Here is a 22,763-nt window from a genome sequence, read left to right as displayed (position 1 = left end):
CGGTGAAAGATTAAGTCAGAATGATGTAAGGACCTGACCTCTTCTTACTAAAATGCGCTACTGATGTTATTTAGGCTAAATTATATTTATTAAATACTTACTCTTGTTGGAATTCAAAAGCGCCAACATCAATAGCCTCTCCACTTTTACGTTCTCTCATTAAAAGATCGACAAAAAGCTGATCTCGGTCAATCACTCTTCCAGAGTCTAAAAGTGGACTTGTACTTGTAGGTGTAAAATTCAACTGACCTATATTTTCTAACGCAATGTTGTCTAAAGAACTACTGATTATATTATTACTAAGATCTAAATCAATGTCAGAACCTAATTTGTTTATGGCATCAGACTGTATGTTTGCCATAAGGTTGTTATAGAATATATTATTTGCACTTAGTTTGGAATTCATATACAAGGCATTTCCTTCAATGTTAATAAGAGAATTATTCACTATTCGATAACTTTTGCCTGGCAGTGGTTCCCTGTCTCCAACATGTATAGCATTCTTTTTACAATCAATGACCAAATTGCTATAAATCAGGTTATCAAATCCATTCACAAAAATTCCATTTCCAGTTCCACCTTTAACAACATTGCTAAATATTTCTCCAGTGGTACCAGGGTTAACCATAATACCTGCTTGATGTATTGTTATATTTTGTAAACCATAGTTGGTAATTATATTATTGAAAATCTTACAATCTTCAATGCCATTACCAACCTGAATACCGTCTTTTCCTGTGTTTTCAACAATGTTATTATAAATTCTCACCCCTTTTAATTCAGGCTCATATAATGTCTGATCGGGACAATCACTGGCTCCAGCGGGAAAACTTGAGTGCCAATGAGACCCTCCAACATAAGTGCCTTCTCCACCTACATCGTGAAGGTAGTTGTGATGAATAATTGTATTTCTTTGCGTAAATGTATCTTTATTGGTTGATCCATCACATACAGGACGTGTTCGGGCAGCAATAGCCACTTCTGTAGCGCCAGATATGTCCAAATGATCTATTTCAAAATCAGTTGTACCCAATTCTGCCACCACTCCAAATGGTCTGCCTTGAATTACTTTTATACCATATTCATCAGTAGAGCCAGTACCTGTAAGTCTAATATGGCTACTATAATGGAGCTTTATACCTGGCAAGTCTTCATCTACAATGGACTGTCCGTCACAATTTGTGAAAATGTAGGGGGTTTCTGAGGTTCCATGAAAGTTTCTTATGATTACAGAACGCCTGACACCTGAACCAAGACAAATGACAGAGCCAATCGGTAGCGATAAATCATCATTGTCGATAATTACTTTGTCTGCAGCTAGAACAAAATCGCATTCTTCACAGCTAATAGGTGTGTATTCACACGAATTATCACTAAAGGCAACATCATTAACCGTATTTATGGCATAAGAATCTGTACAACCTGTTAGCGTTGAAAAAGTTGGGGTTACATCATCAGATATGGGTGACCCACAACAAGTTAAAAATATTATAGCGGCAAATAGTATAGACTTTTCCATAATTTAATAAGGTTTAGTTTATTTTAAGTATCCAGGACTCTTCAAATTTAAGCACATTGCGCTTTCTCAGGTCATCACGTAGTGTTTGTGCTTCGCCATACTTCTGAGTGAAAAGCAAGTAAACATAGTAATATTGAGTTCTGGTATTATGTGCAATTTGTGGTTGATAGTTCTGTGCTTTTAATTGGTCAATATATTTCATGGCATTTTCTTCAATAGCAAAAGCACCAATTACAACATAATAACCAGGGTTCATGCCATCGATTTGTATTTTTACAATTTCCTCAGGACTTGTTGATTCATCTTTGGCACTATCTAACATTTCAGCTATTTGCTCTTCTTTTTCTATCGGGGCAATATCTTGTTCTTCTACTTTTTCTTCGATGATTGCAGGTTTGTCTTCTACTATTTGCTTGTCTAGTGATTCTTCAACAATTTCTTTAGTTTTAGCTGGTGCTACATCCGGATTATCTGTATCAGTTTTAGGTTCATTTACTTGAAGTGGCTTCTCTTTTGAGATATAATTTTGTTGTCTATCTATTTTTTTTCTTCCCAAATTTAGTGACACATAAAACTCATGTGAATTGTACGTTGCTAGTTCACTGCTAGAGAAATCAAAACTATATCCAATTTTTAAAAAGTCATTAACCTGAAATCCTGCATAGGCTGCGGCACCATACCCATCACTATAACTGCCTCCCAGCCATAGTAGGTTATTGTAATAGAGAGTTGTGTTAGCCTGCCACTGGTCTTCCAGTTGGTTATCCGTTCTATAGGCGCCCATCGGCTCTATTCCTAATTTTGGGGATATATCGAACCTATAGCTAATGGATGAAAACGTAGAATTTAATGGACCTAATGAAACTTCCTGAAAGTCTTCATCGCTCAGGGCATTTTTTTCGAAAATTTTTGGTAAAGAGACCGATACATTTAAACTTTTTAGATTTAAGCTAAGTCCAGCTTGGCCTTCCAAATAAAAACTTTTATCCATTGATCCTGCAATAGCCGGATCGGAAAAATCAGTAATCTGGTTTACGTCAAGTGCAGATCTTCCAGCCCCAATGGAAACGCCAAAACTTAGCGTATTATTCAAGCCCAGATTGACCGTATATGCAACTGACCCCATAGCGGAGGTTTCCATTATCACTCCTTGCTCAAAGTTGGATGCATTTAAACCTATGGCGATATTTCCTGAAAGCGGCAGTTGCAATCCTGCATGAATATACTCTGGAGCTCCGTCCAGTCCAACCCATTGCTTTCTGTAAATCATGTTTAGTTCGGAAGATTCAACACTTCCCAGGAAGGCTGGATTATAGAGGTAGGAATATGTGAAATAGTGATTATATCTTGGTAAACCTTGACCAAAAGAACTGTTTAGAACAATGACTAATATAAAAAAGGTTAATATTTTTTTCATTGTTATTTAAGTAGTGTTATGCTGCCGGAGTAAGATTTTGAATTTCCTTCACACTTTATTATATAAAAATAAACGCCTTCAGGAAGCTCTTTTCCATTATATGTCCCTTGCCAATCGTTTTGATAAGGTTTAGCAGCGTATACCTCTATTCCTCTATTGTCAAAAATTACTAACTCACAATTTTCCACTAGTGATACATCTGGATTAATGATCCAATTATCGCCAATTCCATCCCCATTGGGGCTAAAGATTTTTTGCGGAAAATCAGAGCCGTCTAAAGGATCGGATACAGCCTCCTCACCATCTATGGTAATAATGACCTGATCACTATCAGAGAGACCCCCAATATCTGTAGCAGTAAATTCGAACTCATATGTTCCGATCTTTAAATTTGTAATATTGAGTGTGTCATTATCGATACCTTCTAAATCAGCCTCACCTCCGGAAATTTTAGTCCAAGCAAAACTAGAGATTAAACTTCCGCTTAAAACTTTACCTATTAACTGAATTGAGTTTTGAGGTAACTCCAAGACCTGATCAGTTCCGGCATCTACCAATGGTGGTGTTACTTCACTGGGGTCCTCAGGGTCAACAAAAATATTGACATCATCGGTATTAGAAAGACCCCCATTATCTTCGACAAAAAGTTGAACCTTATAAATGCCTTGGATCAAATTATTAAGTGTAAGCTCTTGGGAAGTCTGGCCAGAGACTGTAGGAGTGTTAGGGCCCGAAATCACCGTCCATGTAAAGTTTGAAATCGTGCCATCTGGGTCGCTGCTACCACTGCCATTTATGGTTACATTGTTATCTGGCAATACTAGAAAGATATCATCCCCAGCATTGGCAATGGGGCTCTGATTAACACTTTCAGCAAATACTTTTATCAATACATCATCAGAATGTGTTGCACCGTCATTATCCGTTACTGTGAGGCGCAATGTATAATTACCTTCTAGTAAGTTTGTAAGTGTGGTGGATGCTGAATTTTCATCGGTTATTGTGACGCTTGGCCCTGATACTTTTTCCCAAAAATAATTGTCCAATGTTCCATCACTGTCCGTTCCCGACCCATTAAGGCTGGTGGTATTGGTTGGTAAAAATATTTCTTGATTATTTCCGGCATTTGCAACAGGCGGAGCATTCGTATCCTCAGGAAGTACCGTTACATTAACCTGATCAGATTGATCTGCCCCATCATCATCAGTAGCGGTGAGTCTAAAAACGTAACTGCCTTCAATCAATGAAGTAATGTTAACATTTAGATCAGTGTTATCTGAAAAGCCTGCGGATGAAGGGCCACTGATTTGTGTCCATAAAGTACTTACAATACTGCCATCGGTATCTGTGGCTGTACCATTCATTCTTGTACTGTTTGTCGGCAATACAATATTTATATCAGACCCTGCATCAACCGAAGGTGATAGGTTTATTGATTCAGCTAATACTTGAATGCTCATTTGATCGCTCGCTGTTTCGCTATTGTTATCTGTAACTGTTAGTTTAAAAACATAACTTCCTTCAACCATTTCAGCAATGCTTAAAGTTGGTGTGTTGATGTTTGATAACGTTGCCCCCGGGCCGCTAACTTTAGTCCAAAAGTACGTGGTAATAGTCCCGTCCGGGTCGCTTCCTGATCCAGTTACATTTATACTATTAGTGGGTAGGTTTAAAGTTTGATCAGACCCCGCATTAGCAAAGGGTTTCTGATTTGCTCCTTCAGGTGAAACAATTATATCAATTTCATCCCCATCTTCTGCACCGTCATCATCTGTCGTGGTCAGTAGGAATGTATATGTGCCTTCAATCAAATCACTCACTGTTGCAGTGGCTGCACTGGCGTTAGTAATTGTTGCAGCAGTGGGACCAGAAACTTGCTCCCAGAGATAGCCCACTACAGCGCCATCACTATCACTACCGCTACCGGTCAAGTTAGTGCTATTTACAGGCAATGTAATTGTTATATCATTACCTGCGTTGGCCACTGGTGATTGATTTACAGCTTCTGGACTTACTGTCACATTCACATCATCACTTGAAGAGGCACCATCATCATCTGTTACTGTAAGCCTGAAGGAATATGTTCCTTCTAATAAGTTAGTTAATGTAACTGTTGAATTGTTGGTGTTGGTAATAGTTACATTTGGCCCACTAACTTTGGTCCAGTTATAGCTTACTATAGAACCGTCACTATCTGACCCAGATCCATTGATATTAGTCGTATTAGTTGGCAATACAAGACTGATATTATTACCCGCATTAGCAATTGGAGCCGTATTTGTGGTGGCGGGAAAAACTACCACTTGCACATTATCAAAGGAAACCCCCCCATCATTATCAGTTGCTGAAAGTCTAAAGACGTAAGTTCCTTCAATTAGATTGTTAGCTGTAAGTGTAGTTGTAGATGCGTTGGTTAATGTTGTGGTTGGCCCACTTTGCTTTGTCCAGTTATAGCTTACAATGGTTCCATCTGCATCGTTGGCAGTTCCTGTCAGGTTAACCGAGTTGGTAGGAAGTACTATGGATTTGTCTGCGCCTGCATCAACATTTGGGAGCACATTGCTTGCAGAGACTGCAACTTGCACTTCGTCAGTTGATACTGCTCCTTGATTGTCAGTTGCCTGAAACTGAAATGTATAATGCCCGGCCACAAGGGAGGTAATTGAAATAGTTGTGCCATTTACAGTAAATGGTGTACTAATTCCATCTGTTTGAGACCATGAGGTTAAAGAAACGGTACCGTCCGGATCGGAAGCTGTTCCCACAATGTCAACAAAATTTGTAGGTAGTGTAAGATTTACATCACTACCAGCAGAAACTATTGGAGGAACATTTGCTGCTGATACGGTAACCGTAACCTGATCTGTAGCCGTAGACCCTTCGTCATCAGTTACTTCCAGCTGAAAATTGTAGATTCCAGCAATAAGGTTTGAAGCCGTTAGGTCATCAGTACTGTTATTGGTTAGGGAAGCTGTGGAAGGTCCTGATATCTGTGTCCAGTTATAACTGGAGATTGTACCATCAGGATCTGCACCTGATCCATCAAAGGTTACTTGATTATTGGGTAATGTTATAGTTCTGTTTGGCCCCGCGTTGGCGCTTGGAGATTGGTTAACTGATTCAGGGGCAACTGTTACAATTACATTGTCTGTTGCATTGGATCCATCATCATCAGTAACCCTAAGTCTAAAAGTATAGGTTCCTGCTACCAAATTTGTGGCAGTAAGTGCATTTGAAATTGTTCCTGAAAGACTAAATGTAGCAGGGCCACTTATCTTAGTCCATAAATAGGAGGCGATAGTTCCATCACTGTCTGTGGCAGAGCCATTAAGGATAACCGAATTTGTAGGGAGGGTAATGCTGATGTCATCACCTGCATTAACAGTAGGAGGGGCGTTGACAGGGGCCGCATTAACAATTATACTCATTTCATCATTGTCAGTAGCACCATTGTTGTCAGTAACAGTAAGTTGAAAAGTATAAGTGCCACTAATTAGATTTGAAGCGGTCATCTGTGCCTTGTTACTATTACTGAGAGTGGAGGTTGATGGCCCTGAAAGCTGGATCCAGGCATAGCTTTGAATGCTACCATCGCCATCACTACCGCTTCCAGTAACATTACTTGAATTAGTAGGGAGTGTTATTGAGATATCACTGCCAGCATTAGCAACGGGGTTGACGTTGGCTGCAAGCACGGCTACATAGACATCATCAATATCCGTTGCCCCAAGGTTATCAGTAACAGTAAGTTGCATGTGATAAACACCTTCAACTAAATTGGATAAAGTAGCTGTGGCACTTGTTGGGTTTGTAATACTTATTGTCCCTGGCCCACCAATTCGTTCCCAAAGATAACTACTTATACTACCATCAGAATCGGTACCTGATCCTGTGATTGAAGTAGTATTTGTTGGAAGCTTTAATGAGAAATTGCTACCGGCATTCGCAACGGGTGCTTGATTGGTAGCATTATTAATCACTTCAACAATTACTTCATCAAATGCCGTAGCACTTTCATTATCAGTGACTGTAAATCGAAACGTGTACGCACCTTCAACTAAATTAGAAACAGTTAGTGTATTAGAAGTAGTTCCTGTAACTGCAGCAGTTGAAGGGCCACTTATCTGGCTCCATACAACACTAGCTATACTACCATCATTATCACTGGCTACCCCAGTAATATTTGTACTTGTTATTGGCAGTACCAACTGTATGTCGCTGCCAGCGTTAGCTGTAGGGCTAAGATTACCAGCTTCCTGGTTAACAGTGACAGTTGCAATATCTAATGCTGTATTGCCATCATTGTCAGTAACAGTGAGTTGAAAGGAGTAGATTCCCTCCAGTAAATTACTAGCAGTTAAATTAGCAGTGCTTGCATTGGTAAGTGTTGCAGTTGGGCCACTCAACTTAATCCAGCTGTAATTAGATATTGAGCCTCCAGGGTCAGAACCACTTCCATTTAATACGATGGAGTTGGTAGGGAGAGTTATTTCCTTATCAACTCCAGCATTAGCGGTAGGGTTTCCGCCTAGGGATTTAGAAAGCATCCATTCATATAAATTTGGATTGTGTAAAGTATTGTCAGTTCTATAAGCTCTGGACCATGAGTTATGACCAACACCTTCATAAGTGGTAAAAATTAGTTCCTGTGTTGGAGCGGGTGTAGTACAATCTTTTACTGAGTTGAACATTGCGAGTCCGCCACCGTACCCCACAGTATTGTCTTGGTCACCATGAAATGCCCAGAGTGGGATTTTACGTTCTGATATGACACATCCTTGGTTAGTATCTCCCCATGCAGCAATTGGTGAAATAGCGGCTAATTTATTAGGGTCATTAACAGACATATAGGCATATTTATACACCCCATTACTACCCAAGCTAAGTCCGGTAAGGTAAACACGGTTCATGTCAACCCGATAGTTTTCAGGGCCATTAAAAACATATTTGAAGACATCATCTATTAACGATACGCCCCAAGAGGGTTTACTGCTTTCAAGCTGTGGTGCAATGACTATGAAGCACTCAGTTTGACCATTGACCTCAAAACACATATTATGTCCATTTTTTATTTCTTTAGGAGGGCCATTGGCCTTCACTTTTTCAAGTGCTGCTGGAGAGCCATCACCCTTTTCTCCGGTTCCGTGAAGAAACAACATTAATGGATATTTTTTGGTAGGATTCAATGCATAGTCTGGAGGCAAATGCTCGAGGTATCCAACACCTTTATTTGTCATTTTAGCAGTTAGCTGGGCTGACAATCTTACTGGAAATGAGATGGTTATAGCCAGTAATACTATAATTTGGGTGAGCAATTTCATGGGTTATCCAATTTGTTGACGATACCAACTATCTACAAACGCGGAAAAAGTAAAATTCATTATAATTTATGGATTAAGCAATTAATTTTTCTAATAATTATTGCAATCATGCAATAAATCTCCTAATAACATTTTGTATAAATTGCCTCCTGTTAATTTACGATAATTTTCATCTGAAAGGTATATTGCATCATCATTGTAGAAGCTCACACTTTCTTTTTGAGAGAATGTATTTAAGGGTACTTCCTGGATTTCCCCAGACGAAAATTTATTGTTTTTGAAGCAGCTAATTAACCAGAATTTACTGTGAGACAATAATACCAAATGTTTATTGTCATTACTTAGAGCAGCTGCCGTTATCCAATTATCTAACATTGAATCAGAACCCAATTTTAATTGATCAATTAACTTGGCAGAATATTCACCTTCTCGAGCCGGAATTTGATAAACATTGACCGTTCCGTCAAAGGGCTCAGATCTGTTTTTAGAAAAAATATAAAGTGAGTCTCGCAAATATATAATGGATTCCGCATCAAAGTTCATTTTATCAGGAGAAGGTGGGAATGCAGTTTGATCTTCATAGCTGAAACTAATCGTTGTTGCAGCCAACCTGGAAGAGGTGTCATTAAGATTGATCTTGTACACCATTAATTTTTTTCTTAGATTTTCGTTATTACCGATATCAGCGATAAATAGATTATCATCATCGTCTATTGTTATGTCTTCCCAATCAAAATTTGTAGCGTAAATTATTTTTTTAAATCCTATTACATTTCCAATGGTATCTAGCTTAAAGATAAATGGGCCATTTCCACTATCATTGATCATCCAAATATTACCGTTACTGTCAAAGGTCATTCCCGAATTTTCATCAAGAGAAGAAGGTAGTTTAGCAATTATCTTCAACGGGGATGATTCGCTAAGATTTTTCTGATCAGATACTATTTCTGGTGTTAATGTTCTTTTTTCAGCTATTCCTTTTACTTTACTTGCCTGCTCATCTTCTAAAGTATGTGACAGCATCCATTCATAGACATTTGGAGTGTGATATTCGTTTCTTATGTCATACGCCTTTTGCCAGGAGTCATGTTTTGTCTCTTCATAAGCTGTGAATTTCATTTCAGGCATATTATTTTTCATGCAAGAATGGGCTGCATCAAACACAGCTTTCCCTCTATCGAATGCAATTACATTGTCATCAGTTCCATGAAAGGCCCAAACAGGTATGTTTCTTGAAGCAACTTTGCATGCTTTATCGATATTGCCCCATGATGCAATTGGGACAATAGCAGCTAATCTATTTTGAGTGTTGTAGTCACTATATGCGTATACCCATGTACCATTACCGCCCATACTTAAACCTGTAAGGTAAATTCTACTTACATCAACCGGATAGTTTAAAATTGCATAATTTATAACCTCATCAACTAGTCCTGGTTCCCACAATGAGGTCGGTTTGTTTAGCTGCGGAGCTATTACGATAAATGAATATTTTTTATCCTCGAAGGTAAAAGATTTGAATCTATCATGTTTAATATGTCTTAGAGGCCCCCATGTCAGTATGTTATTGGCTGATTCATTTGTGCCATCACCTCTTTCTCCTCTGCCGTGTAGAAAAACAATTAATGGATAGGTTTGATCTGGGGTATAATTTTTAGGCAAAGATTCCCAAAAATTAAAGCCTTCATTAGAATGTTTGAAGTCTAAAGATTGAGCGCTTAATTGAATATTAAAGAGTAATAGACAAAAAATGGCAAGTAATCTCATAGCCACTTTTCTTTCCACATTTGAAACATTAATATGTTCCATAATTTTTGATGATTAACTTGTTTACCTTTTAAATAATCATTCCTTAAGCTAATAATTTCTGAAGTAAATACCCCATCTTGTTTCAACTTGTTTTCATCAAGATATTCGTAATAATAATCTTTCAAAGTATCTTTAAACCAAACAGTTAGAGGAGCAAGAAAAGGTTTCTTTGGTCGCTCCATTATTTCACGTGGGACATACTTGTGAACAATGGTTTTAAGTATGTGCTTATTCTCACCATTTCTAATTTTATATTCTGCAGGTAATCGACTTACAAATTCTAAAATATTATGATCTAAAATGGGTTCTCTTCCTTCAATACTGACAGCCATTGTTGCTCTGTCCACCTTAGTAAGGTTGTTATCTAGTAAAAAAGTTTTATAGTCTACGGCCAATAACTTATTGAGGCCATCGTTCTCTCCACTTAACTGATCCGCAATATCAAAGAAGGTTTTTTTGTTGACAAAGTCTTCCTGAAGGTAGGCTCTCGCTTCTGTCTCAGTAATAAATTGAGATATGACTTTCATTGCTACGTTGGGATCCTGATGCTCCCATATTTCCTGCATTTTATCATACCTGGTGGCAAAGTTGTAGGTTTTGTTGAGTACAGGGATTTTTCTGGAAGGAATCTTTTTCATTACAGCACTCATCAGTGACTGAAGGGCAGGGGGGTATTTAGTAAATTTTATTGCTCTATTGAACTTATCATAACCTGCAAATATTTCATCACCCGCATCCCCAGACAATGCAACTTTTACTTTTGTTTTAGCTAGTTTACTAACCAAATATGTTGGCACTACAGAATTATCAGCAAAAGGTTCATCGTAAATAAACGGTAGCTGCCCTAGAATTTCTGCAGTATCTTGAGCTGTGCAATATTGTTCGGTGTGATCGGTACCGAGGAATTCAGCAACCTTTTTTGCTTCTGGAGCTTCATTAAAAGCCTCCTCTGCATAGCCAATGGTAAATGTTTTAAGTTTATCTGTGCTTTGACTTTGCAAAAGTGCAGCCACAGCTGTACTATCATAACCTCCACTTAAAAATAGGCCCACTGGTACATCAGCCACCATTCTGTATAAAAATGCCTTTTTAAGAATTTTTTCTGTCTCAAGTACAGCCTCGTCATATGAAATATCAAGCTTGGGTTGATTATAACAATCTACCACATCCCAGTATTTTTCCTTAATCACTTTTTTGCTCTTTAGGTCAATTTTTAAAAAGTGCCCAGGCTCCAATTTTACGGTGTCTTTGAATATACAATAAGGTGTTGGTATGTAGTTGTATTGAAGAAATAAAGCCAGACTGTCATGATCAAGTATTTTATCAAAAGCGGGGTGTTGGTGAAAACTTTTAATTTCTGAAGCGAAGAGCATTACCCCATTTTTATGATAAAAGTAAAGAGGCTTTACTCCAGCTCTGTCTCTAAAGATAAATACCTCTTGCTTTCTCTTATCATATAATACGAAAGCAAACATGCCTATAAATCGATCGACAGCCTTTGTGCCCCAGCAATCGAAGGCTTTCAATATTACCTCGGTATCTGAAGTTGAATTGAATGAGTAACCTTCAATTCTAAGTGATTCCTGTATCTCTTTATAATTGTAAATTTCACCATTAAAAACTATTGTGAAATTATTGAACATCATGGGTTGATGCCCTGAGCTGCTTAAATCTATTATTGATAACCTGCGGTGGCCAAGACCTATAGTGGCATGATCAGTTTCTTCATGAAAGAGTCCGCTGTCATCAGGCCCTCTGTGAAGAAGTTGATCTGTCATACTTTTTAAAGTATCCTTAGAAGTGCTTTTTGTAAAGTCAATAAAACCTGCAATTCCACACATGAGTAATTAATTTAATTTCATTTCTTTCTTGAAACCAAAATTCCACAAAACAGCAGCTAAAAAAACATTTAGGTGTTTAAATTTTCTTTGCGCCAGAAGTACGATACAATTTTTAGGTATAGTGATACAAAACAGGAAGATCAAGAATATGAAATATTTTTCCCAGGATTTATTTCTTCTCATGAACAATATTCTATTTCTTGTAAGGTAATATGTTTTTAGCGGACTATCGTTGCCAATTGATACTGACACTTTGTGCCTTATGAGAGCCTTTGGTTGGTAATATATTTTATACCCAGCTTTTTTTATTTGTTCACACCAATCAAACTCCTCATAGTATAAAAAATATTCTTCTGGCATGGGGCCGACTTCATCTACAATTTTTTTAGGAATCATCATTCCGCCACCGTGACAAAAATGAGTTTCGCCTATTGTGTCAAACTGACCGCTATCCTTTATCCCACTTCCAATTGTAACATTTCGGCCGGTAAATGAATTAATATCCGAATATCCAGCATACTCAATAATTCCAGGCTGGTTGTAGAAGTGAAATTTGGGGCTTACCATCCCTGCATCCGGTTTTTGGTTGAAGGTGTCAATTAAGGCCTCAATACAACCTTTGGTCAAAACAGCATCGTTATTAACAAAAAGCAGGTATTCGCCTTCGGCTTTTTCAATAGCCAAATTGTTGCCTCCTGCAAAGCCCAAATTATTATCGCTTAAGATGAGGTTAATTTCGGGATGTTTTTTAAGAAGAATGTCTTTTGGGTTTACTTTTGAGGCATTATCTACTACAATTATTTCGATAGCTGGGTATGAAATCTCAGAAAGTGAATCAAGCAAATCTAAAGTAGCCTCAACTGCATTATAATTGATGGTAATTATTGAGACTCGTGGTTGAATATTAGTCTTCACTACATTAAGAATCTTTGCTGGTACTATTAGAAGTATGGGGTGTATGGATGAACTTTTTATTGGCACCCTTTAGCTTAAAAAGCAGGAAAAACATTTTCAAGAATACTTTTGGCAAGGAAATAATCGCTTGTAAAAGCTGTTTTCCATAATATTCATTCGGTATAGCTAATAATGTAGCTCCAAAAGTAATAATAGCTATTGCCAACCAATAAATATAAAGCGTAGAATGCCAAAATGAAAAGAGTCCAGAGCACAGCGTGAAGATTACAAGTAGCCCTAAATTAAGAAGTCTTGGAAGTTGAATATTTCTTAGAATCGTACTATTGAAAAGAGCGAGTTGGCCTTTAAAAAAAGCAAACATGCCTACCTGAAAATACTCACTTAAATAGTAGAACTGACTTGATATCCATCTTTTACGCTGATTTTCGAACACCTTAGTATTGGATACCTTTTCATCATAAATAATGGCATTATCAACATATATAGACTTATAACCTTTATTTGCCAGACGTAATTCTAACTCTCTATCAAATCCACCAATAGAATCCATTTCTCCTAAGTTCTGCTTTAGCAGCTTGTAGTTAAAAGACATTCCGGAACCTTTAAGTGATGATGACAGGCCTAGAGCCGTGCTACCTTTGCACATAATATGATTGTTTATCTCCTCGCTCAACCCGTCTAGGAAGGCCATTGTAGTATCGATGTTTTTTGCTGCTCTTCTTCCTTGAATAGACTGATAGCCAAGCTGATGGATCTTGTTTAAAGTAGAGATAAAATTGGGCTCCATTATGTTATCAGCATCAAGAATAACAGCATAATCATATTGATTATCATATTGAGCCAATGCTGCGTTGAGCGCTTTTACTTTGGTACTTTTTTCAAATGAGACTTCAATGATTTTTATTGGAAGTTCCCTAAGTCTATCAAGGGTCCTTTTTTGCAAACTGTCTGCAATAACTATTACCTCGTAGTTTGTGTAATTTTGGTTTAGAGACTGTTTTGCTACATCTATAATTACCCCATCTTCCTTGTAAGCTGGAATGAAAACCGCAAATTTATAATTTTTAGCGCTAGATAAATTTCCCGTTTTAACAACATACATTCTTCCTGCCAATGAGAAAACCGCAGAATATGTTGCCACATAAGCAAAGTATGTCAGTAAAATAATCTCTGACCAGAAAAATACATCCACTTAAATAAGTCTTAAACTTTCTCCTTTTGAATTAGGGCAGGAAATGTTTTTAAAATTAGCCCTATATCATATATGAAAGAATTTTTATTAGCATAGTCAATATCCAACTTAATTCTTTCTTCTTCAGACATATCTGTCTTTCCTCTCTTGGTTACTTGCCAAAGCCCCGTAATTCCAGCAGCTGACATAAACCTCATTGCACAGTCATCTTTAGTCAATTGTTGTGCTTCATAAAGTGGAAGTGGTCTATTACCCACAATTGACATATCACCTTTAATAACATTAATCAATTGAGGTAACTCGTCCAAACTTGTATTTCTAAGAAACTGGCCAAACTTTGTGATGCGCGGATCATCCTTAATTTTGAAGAATACTGGATTTGAGCCATGATCTTTGACTTCTGTCGATCCACCATATTGATTCAAATGCATCAATTTGCTTAAATCTTTATCAGCTCCATTTGACATGGATCTGAATTTATAAAAATTAAAAATTTTATACCCGCTACCAGCTCTTTGAGAAATATAAAATACTGGCCCTTTGGATTCTAGCTTGATAATCAGTGCGATTAAAAGCATAATTGGGCTAATTATTAAGAGCACACTTCCTGCTACCAGAAGATCAAAAAGCCGCTTGTGAAAAGATATTTTAAAATTAAACGGTTCGATTTGTAATCTCTGTTCTGAGGAATTAGATAATTTTTTAAATAGCTTTAAAAAATCAATCCAGTAATTTAAGCTCTCTGGATTTATATTATTACAAAGAACATCATCAGCACCATTTTTTAGGAGTTTCTTTTTTTCCAAGTCAGAAAAGGTTGGGCCAACTGCAACAATAGGTACACCACATTTGCTCAGGATTTGCTTTGCATACCGCATTTGACCCAGGGTTGCTTCATTAACTTCGTTTACGTAGTAAACTACAGCATCGGGTTGGTTTTCACATGATACATCTACAAGGTCTACTAAAGCTTTATGTGAATTAGCAACTTTAGAATACGGATAGAACTTAGATAAACCGTCCAAATTATCCAGGGCAGATATGATCATTAACTTTTTATCATATACTGGAGAGTTTTCTTCAGACCTGCTGGAAAGGTGATTTAGTGTTATGGCATCTTTCATTTCCTAAGTGTTTTACGTTTTTGCTGTCTTAATAAGATCATTAATGGTCTCAATTAGTTGTGGGGGATCAAAAGGTTTTTCAATGACTTCCAAAACCCCTGCTTCAAAACATTTTTGTCTTAATTGTTCATCTGCATGACTTGTGTACATAATCACTGGTATTTCTTTAAATACTCCACTGTTTGTGAGATTTTGCAAAAAATCCAACCCTGTTATTTTTGGAAGGACAAAATCACATAAAATCAAATCTGGAATGTTGCCTTCTAGTAACCACTCCATAGCAGTTACACCTTCTCTTTTAATTGTTACATTGAAGTCATTACTGAGGACTTTCTCAATCAGCCAGCATAAGGCCTGATCATCCTCTATGACTAAAATAACTGGTTTCATGTAAGAAACTTTTAGTTAAAACAGTAAATTTTATAGAGGAGTTAAAACGCTTTGAGGGGTTATAAATCCATCTATAGACAACATTGTTAATAAGCCAGAACACGAAGATAAAACATGTTTTGCATTAAACACAAGCTTACTAGAGATTATTTTACGTAGCTTGAATATAAATATAAATATAAATATTTATATAATAAAATATGAATTTACAATAATTCAAGGGTCTTGGATAATTTATATTACCATGTAAGTTTTTAGTTTAATAACAATGTTTGCACTTTGATACTGAGAATATGCTCTGATCCATTTTAAATCGTTTTAATTAATTTCTCTTAATACTATAGATGATGACCTTATAAACCACTTGATGTTTTTTAACTGTCTTGGTATAGTTCAAAAATGTTAGACATAAGGGTGAAAATTGAACCAAAATGGAATAGAAAAGGGTGAAGATTGAAATAGGTTAATAGTCATTCAATCTATCATTACTGTAAAATGCCCTTGGCCTTAAGGTTTTGGCGGAAAATTGAATGAGAGGTAGTTGTTGTAAGAATGCTATTGGTAAAAATACTTAGTCATCCTTATAGGTTTATTTTTCTTGACCCAATACCAGAAAATTGATTTAGGCCTGTCGTTTGAATAATACTTTATTTCTTTAATACTTTTTCTTTCATCGCTTGTGACGATAGATACTTGCTCTATTTGATGCTGGGTATTATACTTATATTCATAACTAGTTGTAATACCATTATCGGTTTCTTCAAGTATTATTTTTCTTCCAATCTGGTCATACTTAGTTTTCCACGTTTGAATCCAATGCTCACCGTTAAGGCTGTATTTTTTTGTTTTTTCAAGAAGTTTCCCATCCTCATAGAAATAGGAAATCTGTGAGATCATTCTTGGATTTTCCAGGTAGGCGTACCCTGTATAGGCTTCCTCGGAGGCTAGCATTGTGTTTTTATACTTATAGAACGTTTTTGCGAGCACTTCTAAATTCTTATTAACAATACTGTGCTCAATAACCTGTTTCGATTCATTTAGCAAAAAGGTCTCTTTAGGAATGTAGCCATCTTTGTCAATCGAATACTTGGTCACCAATAGATTGAGTGTATCATAGAATACATCGTTTTCAATGTCCTGGTTATCCACAATTGAGAACATGGCTACAAACGTACTATCCTTTATTGTTCTCTTGTTTTTGAGTCTATAGTCATATATGTACACTTCAGAGCCATAAAGGGGAGTCATGTCATGAATTAGATCGTATAGTTCGGCAATTCGGTCATTCTCCAACGTTGACTGCCCAAATGTGAGTAAACAGTAGGATATCATAATAAGTATAAGAATGCTTTTTTTGATCATCTTCAATATAGAATCATCTGAAATTACTTTTTTTGTCCATTAATTAATAGTGTTTCTTTGATATTGACAGTTTAATTTATTGTTATTGAAAAGTTTAAAGAAATTAAATTTCACAAAAAGAACTCTGCATGCATAATTTATTTTGTGTTATCGTAACTATAGATGGTTTTTTTTGTTTAATTTGTTAGAGTATTAAAACGATTGCAAACTTTAAAAAACAAACTTTATGAAAAATTTTAACTTGACATCACTATACAGCAAGTTGATTGCTATAGTGTTGGTAGGGTCTATGCTTGGCTTTATGGGTTGTGGGGATGATGATGATGGCACTCCTGCACCGACACAATCACTTTATGAACTTTTGTCAGCTGACGAGGATTTGAGTGAATTGAAAGGGTATATAGATGATTTTGGATTAGACGCAAGTTTAAAAGCAACAACGGCAACAACATTCTTTGCTCCTAACAATGCTGCTTTTGATAAGTTAAGAGCAACATTGGGAACTGATGACTTAGCTACTGTGGCGCCAGCCATTATTAATTCTGTACTTGCATTTCACGTTGTTCCGGGTGGTGCTTTTACTAAAACTCAATTGGTAGCCGAAGTTTCTGTTGCCACCGCACAAGGTGAAAGCATAGTTATGAATACTGAAGCTTCCAATACTGGAACTGTTAAGACTGGTGGGTCTGATGATGAGGTAATTATATTGGAAGCAGATTTACTTGCTACCAATGGAGTAATGCACGTTGTAGAAACAATATTAATTCCTCCAACTATCTTCAATGCTATTGGTGTAAATCTGGGCAAATTATCTCAACCAGTACTATTAGGGTCTGATTTTACAACATTAGCAGCTGGTATAGCTAAGGCTGATGAGTTTGCTGCTGGAGCGTCTCTAACCACATTGAGTTCAATTTTGGCAGGTACTGATAACTACACAGTTTTTGCACCGACCAATGCAACATTTACAGCTGGTTCAATAACAGTTGATACTTTTACCGGCCAGCAGTGGTATGGCATTATAGCTAATCACGTAGTTCCAGGTTTAGTTGAACCAGCTGATTTAGTTACTTGCGCTGAGTTTACTACTGCAGCCGCAGGTACGCTTACCATTTTTAATAATACAGATGTGGTTGCAGCTGATAATGGAATAGGTGTTTATATTGATTCTGATGGTGATGTTGAGTGTGATATAACCGTAGATGGTGGTGCTTCATTATCCAATTTGGATGCAGAGGTAGCGTTACCAAATGCATTTAGTGCTTCAAATGGAACACTTCATGTTATTGCGGGTGTGTTAGTTCCTTAATTAGACGGCTAAAAAAGGAATTTAAATGACTTCTTTCAAAGCTCGAGATTTATCTCGGGCTTTTTTTATGATATTTCCCAGTTCAATTGTGTTAATCTAGACTTATGACACCTTGTTATCACTATATTTATAACAATGCCATCACATAGTAATTGTGTTATACATGGAGCTTAATAGTTATTCATACATTTTAATGAGCATATGTCAGTTCTTTTTAGTATTTAACCATATGTCAAATGCATAGTTAAATAAGGTTGTAGTGGTAGAAGTAATTGAAATAAATTTAAATAAAGAGGGCAGTCTTGAAAAGACTGCCCTCTTTATTTAAATTGGTATCTAGCCTGTTAATTCATAAGTTGATCGAATGTAATTGATAAGTAATAGATAGCTCCAATATTTGGCCCTCCTAAACTTTGAATATATTGTTTATTTAGAATGTTTGAACCTCCTAGCTTGAGCATAGACTTAAGGCTTTTAAGCTTATAGCTCACTTGAGCATCAACAGTACTGAAAGAAGGCACATCTCCTGTCGCGAATGATGATTCCCAGAAGAACTCTTCTTGCCACCTATAAGTGATATTGAAACCAAGCTTGTCTGTAATTTTTCTATTCGATAGGCTTAAGTTGAACTTATGTTCAGGGGTATTAAACTCCGAAAATCCTTGAGTAATCTCAGTATTTAACTTATTCCAATTGTAATTACCACCTAAATTGTATCCTTTAGGCAAGCTATATGTTAAACCAATAACAGCACCCTGAGAAGTTACTTCCTGATCATAGTTTGTGTATATCTGTGCTGTATTTCCTGTAAAAGTGCCATCATTCCTCAAAGTAAGCGCAGAACCATTCAGAAGTGAAGCAGCCGCAGCTGGATTAGCGAAAACATCTGCAGAAGCTTTTCTTAGCTGTATCTGGGTAATAAAATCATTGTAAGTGTTATGATAATAAGCTAAGTCAACCAAAAGCTTATTAGCTATTAAACTTTTATAACCAAATTCGACAGTTTTAATTTGTTCAGGTTTAACAGGCTTGGCGTCTGTAAATGGTACTAATTGACCTATTGCAGTTCCTATAGCGCCTCCAGAAAAAATAATGTCTGTGAAAGCTCTAACAGATTCTATTGTATAAGCATTGGTAGTAAGTTGGTATTTACTGTAATTATCTTCTAATCCTCCTAGAAGTCGAGCGGAAATAATATCTAAGTCGATGAACTGACCTTGTGTTGTTGGTATTCTAAATCCAGTTTGATAAGATGCTCTGAAATTATGATTTTGTGCAACAGTGTAAACACCAGAAATTCTTGGATTTACCTGACCATCAAAGTTTTCATTTTTATCATACCTCATTGACCCAGTAAGCTTTAAGCTTTCATTTAATATTCGCTTAGAAGCTTGTGCGTAAGCACCATACTCTTTAATCTGAATCCCACCATCCTGATCTGGGAAAATGGTTCCATCAGACCTTAAATCAAACATGCGATAATTACCACCTACTTGAAGATCGAAGGCTTCAATTTGATTTTTAAAGTCATATTGTCCTTCTACATGATATAGATTAGTTGCATCGTTAAATTTAGGTCCTGCCGGAACAACACCATTTTGCTGACTTTCTTGCAGCTGTTCAAATGTTGCAGAGCCCTCTTCTAATGGGTTATTGGTAAGCATTGCATTCTTTGCAAATTGATGTGCTGTATATGAGTCCTGTAATGTTACTGAGTTAGGGTCATCAGTGTCACGATAGCCTTGGTCGTAAAGAGATTGGAGATAAAACAATGGATATCCAGTGAGGTAATTTGCTACATCTCCACCAAATCTCGAGTCGTTAATTTTTTTACCCAAAAATTCAGCAATATATGAGTCTCCAGAGTTTTCACGAGTTGTATAAGCTCTTAAATAGAAGTTGTCTCCTCTCAATTGCAAGCGATGCTGTTGAATTCCAAAGTTTTTCAATGAATATCTTTGAGCACCAGTATAAATACTTGTTCCGAAACCTCCATTGTAGAGGTAGCTAAGCTCTACATTGTCATTTAATCTATAATAGAGACCAACATTAGCTTTCATGTTTTTAGCATTATAATCTACAATATTTTCTTCCTGATAACCAGGTGCAGAAATAACATGATTAGGTAAAAAACCGTTTTGTGCAAAACTCCATGCAGAACTACCCGGTTGAAAAACTCTCTGTTGAGCTACACTCTGCCAACCTACGCTATTAGCAGATGTTGTACTAAAACGAAGTATATTCATGTTTAAGGTAGCCTCATCACCCATAACATGTAACCTTTCAGCACCTGGATTATCTCCTCCAATGCTTGCAAAAGGGTTCAATGCTGCATTTCTGTCCAATTGGCTTGTTCCATGCCAGTCGTCTGCCTGCATGTAAGAAAAGTTAACTTTGAATGCAAACTTGTTATTAAAGGCTTTGGCGTAACGAATAGAAGCTTCGTACATAGGAGCCATGTCCTGATCAGCATCAGATCCTACATGATTAACTCCTATTTTAGCAAATGCGCTTGCGCCCTGATAATCGAAAGCACTTTTACTGTTAACTAATAATATACCATTGAAGGCATTTGGACCGTACAATGCAGAGGATGCACCGGGTATCAATTCAACACTTTCTACATCCAATTCAGATGGGCCATTCAAGTTTCCAATAGGAAAGTTAAGGGCCGGAGCTTGAGTATCCATTCCGTCAGTTAATTGAACAAATCTGGTATTACCTGTTGATCCAAAACCTCTGGTGTTAATTATTTGAAAGTTAATACTGCTAGTAGCTACATCAACACCTTTCAAATTTGCTATACCTTTATAATAGTTATCAGCTGAAGTGTTTTGAACCGCCAAAATATCCATTTTCTCAATGGACACAGGGGACTGGAGGATACTTTCTTCAACCCTTGAAGCTGAAACAACTATCTCCTGGCCAAGTAGGGATTGTTCTTCCAGAGTAACATTCAATCCGGTTGTACTCGCATTGGTTATTTCAATTTCTTGAGTGCTGTAGCCAATGAATGAAAAAACAAGTGTGAAAGGAGGGGCATCATTTACAGAAAGGTTGTACTCACCATTGAAATCAGTAATAGTACCTATTACCTTTCCTTTAACAATAATGTTTACACCTGCTAGAGGTTCTTCTGTTCCGGCATCAAGTACCTTTCCTGAAATGGTAGTCTGCCCAAATGCTTCCGGTACAAGCCCGCAGAAGACAAAAAGTGAAGCAATTGCAACTTTAGTAAAAATCTTATTCATAGATGTTAAGTTTTAAAAGCACTGTATAATAGCTTATTAGGTAGTTTAATAAGGAAATATAGCGATTTAAAACTTCTTATCTAAAACATTTTAAGAAAACGTTATGCATGCCTACTATTTTTTTGCAAACGGTTGCCAATGGCCTGTGAACGCTTTATTGAGTGTTCTCTTTTTTTACATGCTCTACTAATTTTTCGCACAAATCATTCATTTGCTGTGACATGAATTCATCACCGGTACTGTTCAAAACACTTTGAGCCAAGCCGCCAAGACAGTCAATATAAAATCTCTTCATTTCGTCAACAGGCATATCTTTTGTCCATAGGTCTATGCGCATTGTGTTTTTTTGATTGTGATCCCAAAGGGAGATACTTATTGACTTTGTTTCTTCTGGCTGATCATCACCTTTCTCTGTGGCATTCCAAGATATAGTTTCTGGAATATTGTCATTATCTAATTCTACCGTGAAATTGATTTCGGATTTTTTCATTGATTGCTTATGAATGTGAAATATCGAATACGTTGCGTATTCAGTGAATTTATTTATTTCTAATTAATTTATAGTCATTTCAGGTATATTACCCTCAACTATTAGCTTGCCCTCTGTGGCTGCTTTTATTTCATCGACACTAACACCGGGAGCTCTTTCCAGCAGTCTGAAGCCTCCTTCTGGAAGCACATCCAGTACTGCCATATCTGTAACTATTTTTTTTACACATTTTAGACCGGTAATAGGAAGCGAGCAAGATTTTAACAACTTAGAATCTCCTGACTTACTGCAATGCTGCATTGCCACAATGATATTTTCGGCAGAAGCAACCAAGTCCATGGCACCGCCCATACCTTTAACCATTTTGCCAGGTATTTTCCAATTGGCGATATCGCCATTTTCAGAAACCTCCATTGCACCCAAAATAGTCAGGTCAACATGCCCACCTCTAATCATAGCAAAACTCTCTGCGGAATTAAATAAGACGGAGCCAGGCATCATGCTTACAGTCTGCTTACCTGCATTGATAAGGTCGGCATCTACATTTTCTTCATAAGGGAATGGACCAATACCTAAAAGACCATTTTCAGATTGTAATACAACATCTATATTGTCAGGTATGTAATTGGCCACCAAAGTGGGGATACCAATACCTAAGTTGATATACCATCCGTCTCTTACTTCCTGAGCTATTCTTTTTGCAATTCCTATTTTGTCTAACATATTTAACTAATTTGAAATATTGTTTAACCACAAAGTTCACAAAGTTAATTTTTTGAGTTTCCCCAAAGGTATTTAACGTATTTTGATAATATAATTTTCA

The 22,763-nt window shown here is 36.8% G+C and carries 14 protein-coding genes; 1 reads left to right on the top strand and 13 read right to left on the bottom strand.

Going from position 1 to position 22,763, the window contains the following annotated elements; all coding sequences use genetic code 11:
- Positions 1 to 97 precede the first annotated feature (97 nt).
- The 10 genes from RIB54_RS07025 to RIB54_RS06980 all read right to left on the bottom strand — a co-directional run bounded on the left by RIB54_RS07025 (position 98) and on the right by RIB54_RS06980 (position 16,860).
- Complete coding sequence (locus RIB54_RS07025) at positions 98 to 1,519, bottom strand: right-handed parallel beta-helix repeat-containing protein (RefSeq protein WP_350100031.1); 1,422 nt, start codon at positions 1,517 to 1,519, stop codon at positions 98 to 100.
- A 13-nt stretch (positions 1,520 to 1,532) separates the two neighbouring features.
- A complete protein-coding gene (locus RIB54_RS07020; protein WP_350100029.1) occupies positions 1,533 to 2,936 on the bottom strand; it encodes a PorP/SprF family type IX secretion system membrane protein in 1,404 nt (467 codons plus the stop codon).
- A 2-nt stretch (positions 2,937 to 2,938) separates the two neighbouring features.
- The gene (locus tag RIB54_RS07015; RefSeq protein WP_350100027.1) at positions 2,939 to 8,257 is read right to left on the bottom strand and encodes a PKD domain-containing protein; all 5,319 of its coding nucleotides are present in this window, start codon (positions 8,255 to 8,257) and stop codon (positions 2,939 to 2,941) included.
- Between the two features lie 90 nt (positions 8,258 to 8,347).
- Complete coding sequence (locus RIB54_RS07010; protein ID WP_350100025.1) at positions 8,348 to 10,066, bottom strand: dienelactone hydrolase family protein; 1,719 nt, start codon at positions 10,064 to 10,066, stop codon at positions 8,348 to 8,350.
- The gene (gene asnB / locus RIB54_RS07005) at positions 10,021 to 11,907 is read right to left on the bottom strand and encodes an asparagine synthase (glutamine-hydrolyzing) (RefSeq protein WP_350067088.1); all 1,887 of its coding nucleotides are present in this window, start codon (positions 11,905 to 11,907) and stop codon (positions 10,021 to 10,023) included. Before asnB ends, RIB54_RS07010 begins: the two co-directional genes overlap by 46 nt.
- Before the next feature lie 6 nt (positions 11,908 to 11,913).
- On the bottom strand, positions 11,914 to 12,822 hold the full coding sequence (locus RIB54_RS07000) for a glycosyltransferase family 2 protein (protein ID WP_350100023.1): 909 nt from the start codon (positions 12,820 to 12,822) through the stop codon (positions 11,914 to 11,916).
- 4 nt (positions 12,823 to 12,826) lie between these two features.
- A complete protein-coding gene (locus RIB54_RS06995; RefSeq protein ID WP_350067092.1) occupies positions 12,827 to 14,014 on the bottom strand; it encodes a glycosyltransferase family 2 protein in 1,188 nt (395 codons plus the stop codon).
- 11 nt (positions 14,015 to 14,025) lie between these two features.
- Positions 14,026 to 15,138: a sugar transferase gene (locus RIB54_RS06990; protein ID WP_350100021.1), complete on the bottom strand. Its 1,113-nt coding sequence runs from the start codon at positions 15,136 to 15,138 to the stop codon at positions 14,026 to 14,028.
- A gap of 12 nt (positions 15,139 to 15,150) precedes the next feature.
- On the bottom strand, positions 15,151 to 15,528 hold the full coding sequence (locus RIB54_RS06985) for a response regulator (protein WP_350067096.1): 378 nt from the start codon (positions 15,526 to 15,528) through the stop codon (positions 15,151 to 15,153).
- Positions 15,529 to 16,083: 555 nt separating this feature from the next.
- Positions 16,084 to 16,860 (bottom strand): hypothetical protein, encoded by a 777-nt coding sequence (locus RIB54_RS06980; protein ID WP_350100019.1) that lies wholly within the window; start codon positions 16,858 to 16,860, stop codon positions 16,084 to 16,086.
- 256 nt (positions 16,861 to 17,116) lie between these two features.
- Between RIB54_RS06980 and RIB54_RS06975 the strand changes: the two genes are divergently transcribed.
- Complete coding sequence (locus tag RIB54_RS06975; protein WP_350100017.1) at positions 17,117 to 18,199, top strand: fasciclin domain-containing protein; 1,083 nt, start codon at positions 17,117 to 17,119, stop codon at positions 18,197 to 18,199.
- A gap of 344 nt (positions 18,200 to 18,543) precedes the next feature.
- On the opposite strand, the gene RIB54_RS06970 is transcribed toward RIB54_RS06975, so the two are convergent.
- The 3 genes from RIB54_RS06970 to RIB54_RS06960 all read right to left on the bottom strand — a co-directional run bounded on the left by RIB54_RS06970 (position 18,544) and on the right by RIB54_RS06960 (position 22,663).
- Positions 18,544 to 21,450, bottom strand: coding sequence for a TonB-dependent receptor (locus RIB54_RS06970; protein WP_350100015.1), 2,907 nt, complete (start codon positions 21,448 to 21,450; stop codon positions 18,544 to 18,546).
- A gap of 154 nt (positions 21,451 to 21,604) precedes the next feature.
- Complete coding sequence (gene gldC, locus RIB54_RS06965; RefSeq protein WP_350067103.1) at positions 21,605 to 21,940, bottom strand: gliding motility protein GldC; 336 nt, start codon at positions 21,938 to 21,940, stop codon at positions 21,605 to 21,607.
- Between the two features lie 63 nt (positions 21,941 to 22,003).
- Positions 22,004 to 22,663, bottom strand: coding sequence for a 3-oxoacid CoA-transferase subunit B (locus tag RIB54_RS06960; protein ID WP_350100013.1), 660 nt, complete (start codon positions 22,661 to 22,663; stop codon positions 22,004 to 22,006).
- Positions 22,664 to 22,763 lie beyond the last annotated feature (100 nt).

The sequence above is a fragment of the Fulvivirga sp. genome (assembly GCF_040218215.1).
GTDB lineage: Bacteria > Bacteroidota > Bacteroidia > Cytophagales > Cyclobacteriaceae > Fulvivirga.
Note: the sequence above shows the minus strand (reverse complement) of the source record. Positions and strands in the feature narration are given on the sequence as shown.

Coding starts and splice junctions, on each gene's coding strand:
- RIB54_RS07025 (WP_350100031.1), bottom strand. CDS start 1,519: ATGGAAAAGTCTATACTATTTGCCGCTATAATATTTTTAACTTGTTGT.
- RIB54_RS07020 (WP_350100029.1), bottom strand. CDS start 2,936: ATGAAAAAAATATTAACCTTTTTTATATTAGTCATTGTTCTAAACAGT.
- RIB54_RS07015 (WP_350100027.1), bottom strand. CDS start 8,257: ATGAAATTGCTCACCCAAATTATAGTATTACTGGCTATAACCATCTCA.
- RIB54_RS07010 (WP_350100025.1), bottom strand. CDS start 10,066: ATGGAACATATTAATGTTTCAAATGTGGAAAGAAAAGTGGCTATGAGA.
- asnB (WP_350067088.1), bottom strand. CDS start 11,907: ATGTGTGGAATTGCAGGTTTTATTGACTTTACAAAAAGCACTTCTAAG.
- RIB54_RS06990 (WP_350100021.1), bottom strand. CDS start 15,138: ATGAAAGATGCCATAACACTAAATCACCTTTCCAGCAGGTCTGAAGAA.
- RIB54_RS06985 (WP_350067096.1), bottom strand. CDS start 15,528: ATGAAACCAGTTATTTTAGTCATAGAGGATGATCAGGCCTTATGCTGG.
- RIB54_RS06980 (WP_350100019.1), bottom strand. CDS start 16,860: ATGATATCCTACTGTTTACTCACATTTGGGCAGTCAACGTTGGAGAAT.
- RIB54_RS06975 (WP_350100017.1), top strand. CDS start 17,117: ATGAAAAATTTTAACTTGACATCACTATACAGCAAGTTGATTGCTATA.
- RIB54_RS06970 (WP_350100015.1), bottom strand. CDS start 21,450: ATGAATAAGATTTTTACTAAAGTTGCAATTGCTTCACTTTTTGTCTTC.
- gldC (WP_350067103.1), bottom strand. CDS start 21,940: ATGAAAAAATCCGAAATCAATTTCACGGTAGAATTAGATAATGACAAT.
- RIB54_RS06960 (WP_350100013.1), bottom strand. CDS start 22,663: ATGTTAGACAAAATAGGAATTGCAAAAAGAATAGCTCAGGAAGTAAGA.